At 64.7% G+C, this 14,050-nt stretch carries 20 protein-coding genes; 10 read left to right on the forward strand and 10 right to left on the reverse strand.

Annotated elements, in window-relative coordinates; translation table 11 throughout:
- Positions 1–23 precede the first annotated feature (23 nt).
- Together ACTIFP_RS03425 and infC are read left to right on the forward strand one after the other, a co-directional pair.
- Positions 24–1,160 carry a penicillin-binding protein activator gene (locus ACTIFP_RS03425; protein ID WP_439567798.1) on the forward strand — a complete coding sequence of 379 codons (1,137 nt, stop codon included), beginning with the start codon at positions 24–26 and terminating at the stop codon, positions 1,158–1,160.
- A 176-nt stretch (positions 1,161–1,336) separates the two neighbouring features.
- Positions 1,337–1,873 (forward strand): translation initiation factor IF-3, encoded by a 537-nt coding sequence (gene infC / locus ACTIFP_RS03430; RefSeq protein WP_439567318.1) that lies wholly within the window; start codon positions 1,337–1,339, stop codon positions 1,871–1,873.
- A 12-nt stretch (positions 1,874–1,885) separates the two neighbouring features.
- Here the strand turns inward: infC and ACTIFP_RS03435 are convergent, their stop codons facing one another.
- Positions 1,886–2,584 (reverse strand): NRDE family protein, encoded by a 699-nt coding sequence (locus ACTIFP_RS03435; protein ID WP_439567319.1) that lies wholly within the window; start codon positions 2,582–2,584, stop codon positions 1,886–1,888.
- A 98-nt stretch (positions 2,585–2,682) separates the two neighbouring features.
- Here ACTIFP_RS03435 and ACTIFP_RS03440 point away from each other — a divergent pair, with 98 nt between their 5' ends.
- Genes ACTIFP_RS03440 through ACTIFP_RS03450 form a run of 3 tightly spaced genes read left to right on the forward strand, consistent with a single transcriptional unit; the run spans position 2,683 to position 4,316 of the window.
- Positions 2,683–3,237, forward strand: a complete 555-nt coding sequence (locus tag ACTIFP_RS03440; RefSeq protein WP_439567320.1) for a DUF4287 domain-containing protein — start codon at positions 2,683–2,685, stop codon at positions 3,235–3,237.
- A gap of 8 nt (positions 3,238–3,245) precedes the next feature.
- Positions 3,246–3,854 carry a TetR/AcrR family transcriptional regulator gene (locus ACTIFP_RS03445; protein WP_439567321.1) on the forward strand — a complete coding sequence of 203 codons (609 nt, stop codon included), beginning with the start codon at positions 3,246–3,248 and terminating at the stop codon, positions 3,852–3,854.
- 24 nt (positions 3,855–3,878) lie between these two features.
- Positions 3,879–4,316, forward strand: coding sequence for a hypothetical protein (locus tag ACTIFP_RS03450; RefSeq protein WP_439567322.1), 438 nt, complete (start codon positions 3,879–3,881; stop codon positions 4,314–4,316).
- 82 nt (positions 4,317–4,398) lie between these two features.
- Here ACTIFP_RS03450 and ACTIFP_RS03455 read toward each other — a convergent pair whose 3' ends face one another.
- The 4 genes from ACTIFP_RS03455 to ACTIFP_RS03470 all read right to left on the reverse strand — a co-directional run bounded on the left by ACTIFP_RS03455 (position 4,399) and on the right by ACTIFP_RS03470 (position 8,268).
- The gene (locus tag ACTIFP_RS03455) at positions 4,399–5,757 is read right to left on the reverse strand and encodes a L,D-transpeptidase family protein (protein WP_439567323.1); all 1,359 of its coding nucleotides are present in this window, start codon (positions 5,755–5,757) and stop codon (positions 4,399–4,401) included.
- 162 nt (positions 5,758–5,919) lie between these two features.
- Complete coding sequence (accC, locus tag ACTIFP_RS03460; protein WP_439567324.1) at positions 5,920–7,281, reverse strand: acetyl-CoA carboxylase biotin carboxylase subunit; 1,362 nt, start codon at positions 7,279–7,281, stop codon at positions 5,920–5,922.
- A gap of 7 nt (positions 7,282–7,288) precedes the next feature.
- Entirely contained in the window at positions 7,289–7,759 is a 471-nt protein-coding gene (gene accB, locus ACTIFP_RS03465; protein WP_439567325.1) for an acetyl-CoA carboxylase biotin carboxyl carrier protein, read from the reverse strand.
- Positions 7,760–7,827: 68 nt separating this feature from the next.
- A complete protein-coding gene (locus tag ACTIFP_RS03470) occupies positions 7,828–8,268 on the reverse strand; it encodes a type II 3-dehydroquinate dehydratase (RefSeq protein ID WP_439567326.1) in 441 nt (146 codons plus the stop codon).
- A gap of 80 nt (positions 8,269–8,348) precedes the next feature.
- Here ACTIFP_RS03470 and thiS point away from each other — a divergent pair, with 80 nt between their 5' ends.
- Positions 8,349–8,552 (forward strand): sulfur carrier protein ThiS, encoded by a 204-nt coding sequence (gene thiS, locus ACTIFP_RS03475; RefSeq protein ID WP_439567327.1) that lies wholly within the window; start codon positions 8,349–8,351, stop codon positions 8,550–8,552.
- Positions 8,549–9,319, forward strand: coding sequence for a thiazole synthase (locus tag ACTIFP_RS03480; protein ID WP_366652625.1), 771 nt, complete (start codon positions 8,549–8,551; stop codon positions 9,317–9,319). Before thiS ends, ACTIFP_RS03480 begins: the two co-directional genes overlap by 4 nt.
- A gap of 5 nt (positions 9,320–9,324) precedes the next feature.
- Here ACTIFP_RS03480 and ACTIFP_RS03485 read toward each other — a convergent pair whose 3' ends face one another.
- The gene (locus ACTIFP_RS03485) at positions 9,325–9,753 is read right to left on the reverse strand and encodes a hypothetical protein (RefSeq protein ID WP_439567328.1); all 429 of its coding nucleotides are present in this window, start codon (positions 9,751–9,753) and stop codon (positions 9,325–9,327) included.
- 163 nt (positions 9,754–9,916) lie between these two features.
- On the opposite strand from ACTIFP_RS03485, the gene ACTIFP_RS03490 reads away from it, so the two are divergent.
- Entirely contained in the window at positions 9,917–10,099 is a 183-nt protein-coding gene (locus ACTIFP_RS03490; protein ID WP_137752951.1) for a CsbD family protein, read from the forward strand.
- Positions 10,100–10,192: 93 nt separating this feature from the next.
- On the opposite strand, the gene ACTIFP_RS03495 is transcribed toward ACTIFP_RS03490, so the two are convergent.
- The 4 genes from ACTIFP_RS03495 to ACTIFP_RS03510 form a co-directional block, all read right to left on the reverse strand.
- Positions 10,193–10,942, reverse strand: coding sequence for a hypothetical protein (locus tag ACTIFP_RS03495; protein WP_439567329.1), 750 nt, complete (start codon positions 10,940–10,942; stop codon positions 10,193–10,195).
- A gap of 86 nt (positions 10,943–11,028) precedes the next feature.
- A complete protein-coding gene (locus ACTIFP_RS03500) occupies positions 11,029–11,469 on the reverse strand; it encodes a DUF1330 domain-containing protein (protein ID WP_439567330.1) in 441 nt (146 codons plus the stop codon).
- The gene (locus ACTIFP_RS03505; RefSeq protein WP_439567331.1) at positions 11,466–12,017 is read right to left on the reverse strand and encodes a GNAT family N-acetyltransferase; all 552 of its coding nucleotides are present in this window, start codon (positions 12,015–12,017) and stop codon (positions 11,466–11,468) included. Before ACTIFP_RS03505 ends, ACTIFP_RS03500 begins: the two co-directional genes overlap by 4 nt.
- Before the next feature lie 175 nt (positions 12,018–12,192).
- Complete coding sequence (locus tag ACTIFP_RS03510) at positions 12,193–12,582, reverse strand: glycine zipper 2TM domain-containing protein (RefSeq protein WP_439567332.1); 390 nt, start codon at positions 12,580–12,582, stop codon at positions 12,193–12,195.
- 181 nt (positions 12,583–12,763) lie between these two features.
- Between ACTIFP_RS03510 and ACTIFP_RS03515 the strand changes: the two genes are divergently transcribed.
- Both ACTIFP_RS03515 and rarD read left to right on the forward strand, forming a co-directional pair.
- A complete protein-coding gene (locus ACTIFP_RS03515) occupies positions 12,764–12,985 on the forward strand; it encodes a hypothetical protein (protein ID WP_293704331.1) in 222 nt (73 codons plus the stop codon).
- Positions 12,986–13,013: 28 nt separating this feature from the next.
- Positions 13,014–13,931, forward strand: a complete 918-nt coding sequence (gene rarD / locus ACTIFP_RS03520) for an EamA family transporter RarD (protein WP_439567333.1) — start codon at positions 13,014–13,016, stop codon at positions 13,929–13,931.
- Positions 13,932–14,050: the final 119 nt, after the last annotated feature.

The raw sequence follows: 14,050 nt of genomic DNA on the forward strand, positions 1-14,050 counted from the left end.
CATATGCATCGCCGCGGCGGCACATGCTGCGCGGACTCGGTGCCGTGGCGCTGGCGGGACTGCTTGGCGCGTGTCAGGTCGTCCCGAAAGGCAATGGCCCCGTTGCGCCGCCGCCGCCCGAAGCGCCGACCGACAATGTCGGCCCCGGCCTGCCCACCGACACCGATCGCCACCGCGTCGCGCTGCTGGTGCCGCAGACCGGCCCCAACGCCGACGTCGGCACCGCGATCGCCAATGCGACGACGCTGGCGCTGCTCGATTCGCGCACCGAGCGCGTCCGCATAACCACTTACGACACCGCGCTCGGCGCGGCGGCGGCGGCGCGGCAGGCAGTCGCCGACGGCAACCGGCTGATCCTCGGCCCGCTGCTCAGCGAAGACGTCGCCGCGGTCGCGCCCATTGCGCGCGATGCCAAGGTGCCGGTGCTGAGTTTCTCGAACGACAGCAGCGTCGCGGGCAACGGCGTCTTCATCATGGGCTTTGTCCCCGGCCAGTCGGTCGAGCGCGTCGTCGCCTTTGCGCGCGGCAAGGGGCATCAGCGGTTCGGCGCGCTGGTGCCGAAAAATGTCTATGGCGACCGCTCGGTCGCCGCGTTCCGTACCGCTGTCGCCGAAGCCGGCGGCACGCTGGTCGCGGTCGAAAGCTATGACCGTAGTGCGACCGCGCTGACCGGTGCGGCGCGGCGGATCGCCAATGCGGGCGCGATCGACGCGGTGCTGATTGCCGATAGCGGCGGCAACGCGATCCGCGCCGTGCCCGTCATCAAGGGCACCGGCCAGCGCCAGATCCTGGGCACCGAGCTGTGGAACACCGACGCGTCGCTGGGCAGCAGCGCGGTGATGCGCGGGTCGTGGTTCGCCAGCGTGTCCGACGGTCTGTACGGCCAACTCGCGGGCAAATATCGCACCCGTTTCGGCAAGGCGCCGTACCGGCTCGCCAGCCTGGGGTATGACTCGGTGCTGCTGACCGTGCGGATCGCGCGCGACTGGAAACCGGGCACCAGCTTTCCGGTGAACAAGCTGCTCGCCACTGACGGGTTCGGCGGTATCGACGGCATCTTCCGTTTCAACAACCGCGGCATCGCCCAGCGCGCGCTCGAGGTCAGCGAAATCGGCGCGGGCGGTTTTCGCGTCGTCGATCCCGCGCCGACCAAATGGTAGGCGCGGCGCGCATCGCCGTGTCTTAGCCGCCACAGTCGCACGAAAAGCGTCGCCATGATGTCATGGGCGGCCTTTACGGCGCGCCCGCGTTCACTATATGAGCATGGCGTGCGTAAATCGCGCCGATTCCGCGCGCCACCCGTCCACGACCAGGAGATACAGCTATACCACCGCCCATGACCCGCCGCCCGATGGCGCCGCTGCCGCCGAAAAACGGCCCGCGATACAATGAATTCATCGCCTCGCCCAAGGTCCGTGTGATCGACGAGGAAGGCGAAAATCTGGGCGTAATGCTGACGGCCGAAGCGATCGAGCAGGCCGCCTCTGTTGGGCTGGACCTGGTTGAAGTATCCCCGAATGCCGATCCGCCGGTGTGCAAATTCCTGGACGTGGGTAAGTTCAAATACGAAGCCCAGAAAAAGGCGAACCTGGCGCGCAAGAGCCAGAAAACGCAGGAAATCAAAGAGATCAAGATGCGTCCGAATATCGACGATCATGATTTCGACGTGAAGATGCGCAAGGTGTTCGACTTTCTGGAGGAGGGCGACAAGGTCAAGATGACCATGCGTTTCCGCGGCCGCGAAATGAGCCACACCCAGCTTGGCCTGAACGTGCTGCAGCGCGTCGCTGAACTGACGTCGGAAATCGCGAAGGTCGAAGCGCATCCGCGCACCGAAGGCCGCCAGATGCTGATGGTGATCGCGCCGAAGTAAAGCGCGCCCGGCTCAGCCGATCGAATATTGCAGGGCGGTCGTTCCAACGGGGCGGCCGCCCGCTTCGTATCGGCGCTCGATCATCTTCGCCGTGCCGTCCGTCGCCACCGCCAAGAGTGTTGAGGCGCGGGTGCCATAGACGTCGCCGCGCAGGAACAGCGCCGGATCGCTGGTCGCGGTCAACGTGTCGAGCAGGCCTTGGGGATCGGCACGCGCATCGACAACCGCCGCGAGTGCCGACCGCAGGCGCTCGGCGCGCGGGCAGGGCGTATCGACCGGTTCGTTGGCGAGAGCATGGACCCCGGGGCCGAGCGCGGCGATCCGGGGCTGCGGCCGGTTGGTCAGCAGCCGCGCCTGGCCGCCGCCGACGGCAAACAGGTTGAAGGCGTTGCATCGGTCAAGGTCGGCGGCGACCGGGGCGGCGAAGCGACCCGTTCCTCGCAGCATGTCGACCACCAGCGCGCCACGCGAGTCCTTCGCCGGATCGGGCATCGCGCCGCGCACATTGGTGACCACCACGACCCGGCCGCTCGGGCGATGGACGCCCAGCCAGGTGCCGCCCGCCTGAATATCGCGTCCGGCGACAATGCCGCTGCCGTCGTCCCACTCGCTGAGCGGTGCGGCAGGGCGCGCATGGAATTCATCGCGGTTGCCGATCAGGATCAGCGGCCAATCGGCATGAACCTGCCAAGCGAGAGCAACGACGCACATGGCCGCGCCTATCGCGCGCCCGCTGCCCGTTGCCAAGCCTCTTGACAAATCGCTTGGTTGAATGTTCAATCAAGTCATCTTGGAGAGGGAGGACGGTGATGGCCGACGAATTCGAGAAGATGGGCGAAAGCCTGCGCGCCAAGACCGGCAAGGGGCTCGACGAATGGGTTGCGACCGCGCGTGCTGCGGGCATCGCTGGGCATATGCCGCTTGTGAACCACCTGAAATCGGCCCACGGCCTGGGTCATGGTTATGCAAACATGATCGTCCACGCCGCCAATGCCTCGGCGGCGGTGTCGCAGGACGACGACGTGCTGGTCGCGGCGGCGTTCGACGGGGCCAGGGGGCATTGGCGGCCGCTATACGACCGGCTGGTGGCTTTGGTGCAGGGGTTCGGCGGTGACGTCGAGCTGGCGCCGAAGAAGGGCTATGTCAGCCTGCGCCGCAAGAAGCAGTTCGCGCTGCTCCAGCCGTCAACCAAGGATCGGTTCGACATCGGCCTGGCGCTGAAGGGCGAGGCGCCCCTCGGCAAGCTCGAACTCGCGGGCAGCTGGAACGCGATGGTGTCGCACCGGGTGCGGATCGCCGCCGATGCCGACGCCGACGATCAGGTGGCCGGCTGGCTGCGCGCCGCCTATGACCGCGCAGGCTAGGGCGGGACATGAACGCCACCGACACCCGCAATCGCATCCTGATGACCGCGATGGAGCTGTTCTGGGAGAAGGGCTATGGCTCGACGTCGATCGCCGACATCCTCTCGCGCAGCCAGGTGCATAGCGGCAGCCTCTATCATTTCTTCCCGGGCAAGCAGGACGTGCTGGTCGGCGTGCTCGAATTCTATCGCGACGGGATCGAGGATAATCTGCTCGCGCCGAACTGGCAGGGCGTCGAAGACCCGATCGACCGCATCTTTGCGCTGCTCGCCGGTTACCGCACCCATCTGATCGTCACCGACTGCACCTATGGCTGCCCGATCGGCAGCCTAGCGCTGGAAATCCACGAACCCGACCCGGTGGTGCGCGAGCTGATGGCGGCGAACTTCACCAATTGGGCAGCGGCGATCGCGGGGTGTTTCGACGCCGCGGCCGACCGCCTGCCGCCGGGCAGCGATAGTCAGGCGCTGGGCGAGTTTGTGCTGACGGTGATGGAGGGCGCGGTGATGCAGGCGCGTACGTACCGCGACATCGGCTATTTCGATCGCAACATTGCTGTATTGCGCGACTATATCACTGCATTGCTGGCACCGGCAAAGCGTGATAGCTTCGCCTGATCTTTCTGGAGGGGGGAGACGAAAATGACCGAAGCTGCAAAAACGCCGTGGCACCTGTGGGTCGTCGGGGGACTTTCGCTGCTGGTGAACGCATTTCCTGTCGTCGATTTTACGCTGACCAATTTGCAGAATGAATTTTGGCTGTCACCGCTCACCGAAGCGCAGCGGACCTTCATTCTGGGGGCTCCCGCCTGGGCCAATGTCTGCTGGGCGCTCGGCGGGATCGGCGCATTTGTCGGCTCGTTGCTCTTGCTGTTTCGTTCGCGCCATGCGCTGACCGCGTATCTGGCGTCGATCGTCGGGCTCGCCGGTTCGACCTATTATCAGCACATATTGAACGGCGACACGTTGCGGCAGTTGTTTCAGAATGTCCCCGTCATCGTCACCGGGGTCATCTGGGTCATCATGCTTGGCCTGATTTTCTACGCCCGCGCGATGACGGCGAAGGGCGTGCTGCGCTGACGATGCCTGTTTTGGGTCGGTTCTCGCAAATTTCCCTCCCGATCAGGGAGGGGAAGAAGAGAGGGGCGGCAAGGTCGCCTCTTCAATACACCCCACTGGTCCCCGGGGTCGTCGCGCGCGCGGTCGTTTCGATTGTCGGCACGACCGGCGGGGCGGTCGGGGCAATGATCGTTGCGGTGGGGCGGCCAGGCTGGGCAAAGCTGGCCACCACCGGCGCGTCGCGGCCATAGAGGTCGGCGAGTTTCTTGATCCCGCCCTTGCCGTCGGGGACGACGGTCCAATAGGCGACATAGACGGGGAAGGGGTTGTCGAAGCCGAAGCGTGTCGTCGCACCGCTGGCGATCGCCTCGCCAAACTCCTCAGGGCTTTTGCCCGCGAACATCACCGCCATCAGGCCCGAGAAATGCAGCGCGCGTTCCGTGCGGATACAACCATGGCTGAATGCGCGCGCCGCGGCGCCGAACGCACCCTTTGACGGGGTGTCGTGCAGGTAGATCGCATGCTCGTTGAGCATTTCCATCTTCATCACGCCCAGCGCGTTGTTCGGCCCGGCCTTTTGCACCACCGACAGCGTCTTGCCGCTGCCGGTCCAGGTATAGCCCTGCGCGCGCGCCGAGGCGGGATTGCGCGCGATCGTCGCGCCGATACCTTCGTTGATGATGCTGCGCGGCAGCGTCCACGTCGGGTTGACGATGATGCCGGTCGCCATCGGGTTAAGCTGCGGCGTCGGGGTCGAATTCTTGCCGACCACGGCCTTGTGCGTCGCGATGATCGTGCCGCCATGGACGACGCGGGTCAGATATTCGGGAACATTGCTGACGACATAGCGGTCGCCGAGCGAGCGCGGCATCCAGCGCCAGCGTTCCATGTTGACGCGGATCGCATTGGCGTCGGCGCCCGCCTTAGCCTTGGCGAGCGACGCCTTGAGCGCCGCAAAGTCGGGATGCACGGGGTTGAGGCCGAGCAAGGTTTCGCGGATCGACCCGGCGTTGAGCGCGGTGCCGAGCAGCGCGAGCAGCGGCTCGCTGTCGGCATCGCTATCGACCATGAACCATTGTTTGCGCGCCGCATTTGGCGTGCGCCCGTCGCGCAGGTGGGTGGCGAGGAGCAGGAAGGTGTCGGTCGCGACCTTGTCGAGCCGCGCCTGATCGTTCGCCAGGATCGCCGCGGCGAGCGTGTCGGGCTTGTAATCCTTGGCGAACAGGCCCTCGGCGCCGATCTTTTCGATGACGCTGAGCAGCGCGGTGGCATTTTCTTCCGACCAGGTCGGCAAGGCGATCTGCGCCGCGATCACCGGCGCATCGTCGGCGACCTTGTCGGGTTGCAGGACGACCGAATCCTCCTTCACCCCGGTCTGGGCGAGCGCGGGCGCGGCCAGCAGGCTCAGCGGGAGGAGGAGCGTCGCGGCGGGACGCGCAGAAAAAGAGACGTTTTTGACCATGGTTGAGGTCCATAGCCAAAAAAGGACGGTAGTGAAAGTGACGTGGCGCACGGCTGGGCGCATCGCGAATAATATCCGTCATCCCGGCGAAGGCCGGGATCTCAGTGGTGCGTCAGAAACAGTCTATGAGGCCCCGGCCTCCGCCGGGGTGACGATAGCGAACTAGGCTTTCGACGCCTCATCCTGCTGCGCCAGCCATTCCTCGAGCCACTTGATCGTGTAATCGCCGTGGATCACGTCGGGATCGGCGAGCAAGGCCTGATGCAGCGGGATGTTCGTCTTGACCCCGGCGATCACCATTTCCTCGAGCGCGCGGCGCATCCGCATCATGCAGCTTTCGCGGCTGCGGCCATAAACGATCAGCTTGCCGATCATGCTGTCGTAATAGGGCGGGATCGAATAGCCGGCGTAAAGCCCGCTATCGACGCGGACGTGCATGCCGCCCGCGGCGTGATAATTGGTGACCTTGCCCGGCGAGGGCAGGAAGGTGCGCGGATCCTCGGCATTGATACGGCATTCCATTGCGTGGCCGCGGAATTCGAGGTCTTCCTGACGAACCGACAGGCCCATGCCGCCGGCAATGCGGATCTGTTCACGGACAAGGTCGAAACCGGTGATCATCTCGGTCACCGGATGCTCGACCTGGATGCGCGTGTTCATCTCGATGAAGAAGAATTCGCCATTTTCCCACAGAAACTCGATCGTACCGGCGCCGCGATAGCCCATCTTGGCCATCGCATCGGCGCAGATGCCGCCCATGCGCGCGCGCTCCTCGGCCGAGATGATCGGTGAGGGGGCTTCTTCGAGCACTTTCTGGTGGCGGCGCTGGAGCGAACAATCGCGCTCACCCAAATGGATGGCGTTGCCATTGCCGTCGCCGAACACCTGGAATTCGATATGGCGCGGATTGCCGAGGTATTTTTCCATGTAAACGGTCGGATCGCCGAACGCCGCGGCGGCTTCGCTTGATGCCTGGCCCATCAGGCTTTCCAGGCTGCCCGCGTCGGGGACGACCTTCATCCCGCGCCCGCCACCGCCCGACGCCGCCTTGATCAACACCGGATAGCCGATGTCCTCGGCCATTTTGCGGCATTCGTCGCCATAAGTGACGGCGCCGGGCGAACCCGGAACGACGGGCAATCCGAGCGCCACCGCGGTGCGCTTTGCCTCGACCTTGTCGCCCATGGTGCGGATATGCTCGGGCTTCGGCCCGACAAAGATCATGTCATGCGCTTCGATGATCTCGGCGAAACGCTCGTTCTCGGACAGGAAGCCATAGCCCGGATGGATCGCGTCGGCGCCGGTGATTTCAGCCGCCGAGATGATCGCGGGGATATTGAGATAGCTGTCCTTCGCCGCGGGCGGGCCGATGCAAACGGCCTCGTCGGCAAGGCGGACGTGCATCGCGTCGGCGTCGGCGGTCGAATGGACCGCGACGGTCTTGATGCCCATTTCGTGGCACGCACGATGGATGCGCAGCGCGATCTCGCCGCGGTTGGCGATCAGGAGCTTTTCAATGGCCATGTGTTGATCAGCCGATGGTGAACAGCGGCTGGTCGAATTCGACCGGCTGGCTGTTCTCGACATGCACGGCCTTCAGCGTGCCCGACGTCGGCGCGACGATCGGGTTCATCACCTTCATCGCCTCGATGATCAGGACGGTGTCGCCTTCCTTCACCGCCGAACCGACGGCGGCGAAATTGGGCGCGCCGGGTTCGGGCGACAGATAGACGGTGCCGACCATCGGCGATTTAACCGCGCCGGCGAAGCTGTCGGCGGCCGGCGCGGCGGCGGGAGCAACAACCGGAGCTGGCGCAGCCGGTGCGGCGACGGGTGCATAAGCGACGGGCGCGGCGGCCGCGCTCAGCGTGCGGGCGACGCGGATCTTGCGTTCGCCGTCCTCGACCTCGATTTCGGACAGGCCGGTGTCGTCGAGCAGTTCGGCGAGCGCGCGGACATAGCCCGGATCGATGTTGATGCCATTGTCTTTATGGTCACCCATGAGAATTTTCCTGTTGTTGCGGCGCCGACGTTGCGGCGGCCTGACCCCGTTTTTGATGCGCTCTATTGTCAGAGACGCGCGGCGGCGTCCAGCGCCAGCGTATAGCTGTTCGCGCCATGGCCTGCAAAATGGGCGACCGCGGCCATGCCGACGTAGCTGATGTGGCGAAACTCTTCGCGACTCATCGGGTCGGACAAATGAACCTCGATCACCGGCACCTTGATCGATTTGATCGCATCATGGAGCGCGATCGAAGTGTGGGTGTAGCCGCCCGCGTTGAGCAGCACCGCCTTGGCGCCCGCGACATAGGCCTCGTGCAGCCAGTCGATCAGCACACCTTCATGGTTGGTCTGGCGGCATTCGACGCGCAATCCCAGCGCGGCCGCCTGCGCCTCCAGCCGCGCGTGGATGTCGTTCAGCGTGTCGTGGCCATAAATCTCGGGCTCACGCGTACCGAGCAGGTTGAGGTTGGGGCCGGAAAAGACAAAAACGGTCGGCTTGTCGGTCAATGCTGGGGCTTTCGGTTGCGGCAAGGGACGCTCCCCCTATATGGGCTGCTCGGCAAAAGGCAAAGCAAGGCGGGTACGCGGTGATTTCTGTCATCCTCAACGGTGATCCAAGGCAGGTGCGCGAAGGCAGCATCGCCGACCTTGTCGCCTCGCTGGGCCTCGACGTCAAAAAGGTCGCGGTCGAGCGCAACCGCGAAATCGTGCCGCGCTCGACGCTGGCCGACATCGCGCTCGCCGAGGGTGATGCCTTGGAAATCGTACATTTTGTAGGAGGCGGTTGTTGACCGACAGTTGGAGCGTTGCCGGGCGGACTTTCACGTCACGGCTGATTGTCGGAACCGGCAAGTATAAGGATTTTGAGCAGAATGCGGCCGCTGTCGCGGCGTCGGGGGCGGAGATCGTCACCGTCGCGGTTCGCCGGGTCAATGTGTCGGACCCGACCGCGCCGATGCTCACCGACTATATTGATCCCAAGAAGATCACCTACCTGCCCAACACCGCGGGCTGCTTTAATGCCGACGACGCGATCCGCACGCTGCGGCTGGCGCGCGAGGCGGGCGGTTGGGATCTGGTGAAGCTGGAAGTGTTGGGCGAGGCCAAGACGCTTTATCCCAATATGCGCGAGACGCTGGAGGCGACTGAAGTGCTCGCGAAAGAGGGCTTCCTGCCGATGGTCTATTGCGTCGACGATCCGATCGCCGCGAAACAGCTGGAGGATGCGGGCGCGGTTGCGGTGATGCCGCTGGGGGCGCCGATCGGGTCGGGCCTGGGCATCCAGAACCGCGTGACGATCCGCCTGATCGTCGAGGGCGCATCGGTGCCGGTGCTGGTCGATGCGGGCGTTGGCACCGCAAGCGACGCGGCGGTGGCGATGGAACTCGGTTGCGACGGGGTGCTGATGAACACCGCGATCGCCGAAGCCAAGGATCCGATCCGCATGGCCCGCGCGATGAAGCTGGCGGTCGAGGCGGGGCGCGATGCCTATTTGTCGGGGCGGATGGGGCTGCGCAAATATGCCGACCCATCGAGCCCGCTGGCGGGGTTGATCTGAGCCGATCAGAACGGCGCGGGCGGGCGGTAGAACATTTCGACCCGTTCGATCTGACCATTGCTGCCCAGCACGACTTCGACATCCCACAGCAATTTGCCGGGACCATCGGGCAGCACGACGATCCGATAGGGTTGCCAGAGCTTGTTGTCGGTCGTTTTGCGCTCGACGCTGAATGTCTTGGCGAGCGGCAGCCGGAGAAAGGCGTCGCGCGGGGCGATGCGGGTCATCGGATAAGATGCGGGCGCGCCTGAGAGCAGCTCGAAAAAGACTTGGTCCTTCTTTTTTACCTTTGCCTGCGCGTCAGCGACTTTCGCGATCAGCGCCTTTGCCTCGTCATCGGTCAGGCCGCGCAGCTGCATTTGCGGAGCGGCTTGCGACGGCGCGGGCTGGGCGAATCCAGCGGGGGTGAGCAGCAGCACGGTTGCGGCGATCATGATCGGGCGTGAAAATGGCATGCCGACATTCAACCTGCTTTGGGCCGCAGGTCAATTACCCTTTTTTCAGAACAGTTTGTCGGACGCGCGGAACATTGGCGCTGATGGCCCGTTGGTTGGACAAGAGGCAGCGTCGCCTCGGCCAATAGCAAGGAGAAATTCCATGGGTGAACTCACCGAAAAGGCCAAAGGTCTAGCCAACGAAGCCGCTGGCAACACCAAACAGGCGATTGGCAAGGCGACCGACAACGAGCGTCTGCGCCAGGAAGGCGAAGCGCAGGAGCGCAAGGGCGAGGCCCAGAATTTGAAGGGCAAGGTCGAAGGCGCGCTTGGCAACAAGGTCTGACGAATTGTTCGTCCGATAAGAAAAAGGCCCCGGGAAACCGGGGCCTTTTTTGTTGGTTTCCTCCCCATGGCTTCGCCGCAGGGAGGATCCATATTATTTCCCGCCCGACGCCACCAGGTCGACGTCGGTCATGCCACCGTCGCGGCGTGCCATGATGACATAGGCAAGGTCGCCCTTGGTGCCGCCCAGCATATGTTCGCTGCCGTTGACGCGGTGGTCGCTGGTGTAGCCGGCGCGGACTGCCATGGTGTGGTAATAGTCGAGCACGCCCTGGATCGACGCCGCGGTCTGAAAATTGACGACGCGGATGTTGCACTTGCCACCAGCGATGCCCGCGGCTTCGCGCAGCGTGGCGCGCGGATAGAGTTTGAACGCGGCGGGCAGGCGGTCGGCCCATTGATTGCCATAGGTCAGCTTGGCGTCGCACGCGCCCTTCGATTGGTCGCGCGCGAGCGCGCCGATGGTTACCGGGCGCTGTTTGGTGTCGCAGCCGTCGCAGCCAGCCTCGAACGGCAGCGCCTTGGGGGCGGTCAGCAATTTGCCCGCGGCCTGCGCCGCGGCGGCTTCGGCGGCGGTCGCGGCCTTGCCGCCCGACACGCCGGGAACCCCGCCGTCGACAGGTTTGTTGCCTGGGCCGACGGCATTCTGGTTCGACTGGCCGGCGAGCTTGGGGTCGACCATGATCTTGTCTTCAAGCGAGCCTTTGACCGCCGGGTCGGCGCTGGTCAGCCCGTCGTCGAGCGGGGCGAGTTCGGACTTGGCTTCGGGATTGTCCCGGCAACCGGCGAGCGGTGCCGCCGCCATCAGCAGGCCGGTGATCAGCCATTTTCCGCGCAACATCATCGCTAACACTCCCTTAATCTTTGACCCGGATTGCCCGATCCTGGTTAAAAAGGCGCAAAGAAAATGCGTTAACGGGTAAGACTTTGTTAGCCGAAAACTGTCTCGGAGCGAGACGCTTTCGGGTTGCAGCGGATCAGCCGCGAGGTCGCGACCGCGGCCTGGCGGTGGATCACCGCTTGTCGGTAAACGGGGTCGGTGACCATTTCCAGAAACGCCGCGCTGGTGGGATATTCGGCGATGAACATGGCGTCCCAACGCTCGTTGGCAGGGCCGATTGCCATCGCTTCCATCGTCCCGCGCCATACGATCCGGCCGCCGACGCGCTGGAACACCGACCCGCTGTCGGTGCCATAATGGGCGTAGGCTTCCGCCCCGGTCAGCGCCTGGCCCGCGAGCGGATGATCGGCGGGGTAGGTCGCCGCGGCCTTGAAACGGACCAGGTTGAGCATGTGGATTACCGTGTCGCGCGGCAGCGCCTTGAACGCATCGAATTGCGCGCGTTCGGGGTCGATATGCTGATCGGTCATGGCAGGAAGTCCTTGCGCTTGACCCGCCACGCGTCGGCGCTTTGCACCCACGCATCGACCGGTGCGTCCTCGAACGGTGCGGGCAGGCGGGTCGGGCCGCTGTTGGTCGCGCCGAGCCGGGCCGCCAGAGCCTGCGATCGGGTGTTGGCGGGGTCGATGCTGTGCATCAGTTCGGGCCATTTCAGGAATTCGACCGCAAAATCGCACGCGGCGACCGCGCCTTCAAAGGCATAGCCCTTGCCGGCGAATTTGGCGCGGACGCCATAGCCGATCTCGGGCGCGGGCCAGCCGTCGGGTTCCCAGGGGCCGAGCCGCCCGACCCATTCGCCGCTCTCGCGCTCGATCACGGAGAACATCGAAAAGCCGCGAATGTGCCAGGCTCCGGCGAGCGTGCACCACATCCGCCACGCCGAAGCGCGCGGGCAGGTGCCGCCGATGAAGCGCATCGTGTCGGGTTCAGCGCACATTTCGGCGAAGGCGTCGAAATCTTCGGTTGCGGGCGGGCGCAGGATGAGGCGCTGGGTGACGAGCAGGGGGCCGTTGAGCATGATGATCCTCTCCCGAAGTCAGGAGGATCGCTTCTGCGGCAAGACGTTCGGGGGGACAAGCCCCAAGAATGGCGCGCACGATGTTGAGGGCGCCAACGACCAGGTTGACGCCCTCTCCATCACGCGTGCGGGCGGAGGGGTCTCGGACCCACACCCGTAACGGGGTCTCTATCGCTTAGCGGCAGCGATATTTGTCGCGGTCGATCTCGCGGCCGAGCAGCGCGCCACCGGCGGCGCCGAGCACGGTGCCGAGCAGCTTGTCGCCGCGACCGGCGATTTCGTTGCCGGCGAGGCCGCCGACGGCGCCGCCGATCAGCAGGCCGGTGGTGCCATTGTCGCGCTTGCAGCGATAACGACCGTCACCGTCGCGCCAGATCCGCGTATCGGCACTGACGCGCTGGTCATGGTAATGACGCTTCTTGCGCTTGTGAAAGCCGCTCGATTGTTCGAGCTGATGAAAGCCTTCGGCCTTGGCCGGTGCCGCGATGCCGGCATAGGCCGGGGCGGTCAGCGCGACGCTGGCGGCGGCCAAGGCGCCCATCAGGCCTTTGTTGAAACTACGCATCTTATATCCTTTCCTGGTGCCGCGCCTTGTGCCGCCTGGACGGCTCTGGGCGCTTCGACGGGAAAACGAGCCATCCCCGGATCGCGTTGCATGAACGGGAAGCAACAAGACGAACCGAGCGTTATCATCGATGAACCGAAAGGGTCTTGCCGCGTCGGCGGCGGCGTGCGACACTTGGGTCATGCTCAACATCGCTTCGCTCGTTATCGGTGCCATCGCTTTGGTTTTGGCCGTTTTTGCCTTCATCCCGCTGCTCGGCTGGGCGAATTGGGTGATCGTACCGTTTGCCGTGGTCGGGCTCGCGCTGGGGGCGATGTCGAGCAGCACCAGCGGACGCAATCTGAACATCGTCGTGATCGTCATCGGCGTGATCCGCCTGATGCTGGGCGGCGGCATCATCTGATTTTCGGCCGAAAGGCAGGTTTCTCCCCATGAATCAGCCGACCGCCCCCGCGGCGACCCCGCAGCGCGGCTTGCCCTATGCGCTGGGCGCCTATGCGATCTGGGGCTTTGTCCCGCTGTTCTTCAAGCTGCTGGAAACGGTGCCGCCGGTCGAGGTGCTGGCGCAGCGCATTCTCTGGTCGCTACCGCTGTGTTTCGTCATCATGGCGTTCCGGCGCCAGATCGGCGATTATCTCGCAGCGCTGAAGGATTGGCGCGTGCTGCGCCTGCTGCTCGCCAGTTCGCTGCTGATCGCGCTCAACTGGCTGGTCTATATCCACGCGGTGTTCACCGACCATGTGCTGGCGGCGAGCCTCGGCTATTACCTCAACCCGTTGGTCAATGTGCTGCTCGGCATGATCTTCCTTGGCGAACGATTGTCGCGGTTGCAGGCGGTCGCGGTGGTGATTGCCGGGATTGGCGTCGCGATCCTGCTCGCGGGGGCGCTCGACACGCTGTGGATCAGCCTGACGCTGGCGCTGAGTTTCGGCACCTATGGGCTGCTCCGAAAGATCGTGCCGGTCGGGTCACTGCCGGGCCTTGCGATCGAGACGACGCTGTTATTGCCACTGTCGCTGGCAGCGGCGGGCTATTATCTGTCGATCGGCGATGGGCGCGGATTCGGGTCGGGCGGTGACATCAGCTGGTTGCTCGCGGCGGCCGGGGTGGTGACCGCGGTGCCGCTGTTGCTGTTTGCGACCGCGGCGCGGCGGATGAGCTACGCGGCGCTGGGGTTCGTCCAGTACTTGGCGCCGAGCATCGCATTCTTGCTTGGGCTGTTCGTATTCAACGAACCGCTGAAGCCCGCGCAGCTGTTCTGTTTCCTGCTGATCTGGATCAGCATCGCGGTGTTCAGCTTCGATATGTGGCGCAAGATGCGCGCGGAGCGGATGGTGGCGGTGGCCTAAATCTCGTCGCCCCCGCGAAGGCGGGGGCTGCAAGAGGTCTTCGCATCTTCTTTGGCTGCGGGCGCTAGCGGCCGCGTTTAGAGGCACGTGACTCTGAAACGCCCTTCGCGGGGGCGACG

It is taken from the genome of Sphingopyxis sp. (genome assembly GCF_051861155.1).
Lineage (GTDB): Bacteria > Pseudomonadota > Alphaproteobacteria > Sphingomonadales > Sphingomonadaceae > Sphingopyxis.

Coding starts and splice junctions, on each gene's coding strand:
- ACTIFP_RS03495 (WP_439567329.1), bottom strand. CDS start 10,942: ATGATGTTGCGCGGAAAATGGCTGATCACCGGCCTGCTGATGGCGGCG.
- rarD (WP_439567333.1), top strand. CDS start 13,014: ATGAATCAGCCGACCGCCCCCGCGGCGACCCCGCAGCGCGGCTTGCCC.
- ACTIFP_RS03440 (WP_439567320.1), top strand. CDS start 2,683: ATGGCCGACGAATTCGAGAAGATGGGCGAAAGCCTGCGCGCCAAGACC.
- ACTIFP_RS03435 (WP_439567319.1), bottom strand. CDS start 2,584: ATGTGCGTCGTTGCTCTCGCTTGGCAGGTTCATGCCGATTGGCCGCTG.
- accC (WP_439567324.1), bottom strand. CDS start 7,281: ATGGCCATTGAAAAGCTCCTGATCGCCAACCGCGGCGAGATCGCGCTG.
- accB (WP_439567325.1), bottom strand. CDS start 7,759: ATGGGTGACCATAAAGACAATGGCATCAACATCGATCCGGGCTATGTC.
- ACTIFP_RS03450 (WP_439567322.1), top strand. CDS start 3,879: ATGACCGAAGCTGCAAAAACGCCGTGGCACCTGTGGGTCGTCGGGGGA.
- ACTIFP_RS03485 (WP_439567328.1), bottom strand. CDS start 9,753: ATGATCGCCGCAACCGTGCTGCTGCTCACCCCCGCTGGATTCGCCCAG.
- ACTIFP_RS03500 (WP_439567330.1), bottom strand. CDS start 11,469: ATGACCGATCAGCATATCGACCCCGAACGCGCGCAATTCGATGCGTTC.
- ACTIFP_RS03455 (WP_439567323.1), bottom strand. CDS start 5,757: ATGGTCAAAAACGTCTCTTTTTCTGCGCGTCCCGCCGCGACGCTCCTC.
- ACTIFP_RS03515 (WP_293704331.1), top strand. CDS start 12,764: ATGCTCAACATCGCTTCGCTCGTTATCGGTGCCATCGCTTTGGTTTTG.
- infC (WP_439567318.1), top strand. CDS start 1,337: ATGACCCGCCGCCCGATGGCGCCGCTGCCGCCGAAAAACGGCCCGCGA.
- ACTIFP_RS03490 (WP_137752951.1), top strand. CDS start 9,917: ATGGGTGAACTCACCGAAAAGGCCAAAGGTCTAGCCAACGAAGCCGCT.
- ACTIFP_RS03425 (WP_439567798.1), top strand. CDS start 24: ATGCTGCGCGGACTCGGTGCCGTGGCGCTGGCGGGACTGCTTGGCGCG.
- ACTIFP_RS03445 (WP_439567321.1), top strand. CDS start 3,246: ATGAACGCCACCGACACCCGCAATCGCATCCTGATGACCGCGATGGAG.
- ACTIFP_RS03510 (WP_439567332.1), bottom strand. CDS start 12,582: ATGCGTAGTTTCAACAAAGGCCTGATGGGCGCCTTGGCCGCCGCCAGC.
- ACTIFP_RS03505 (WP_439567331.1), bottom strand. CDS start 12,017: ATGCTCAACGGCCCCCTGCTCGTCACCCAGCGCCTCATCCTGCGCCCG.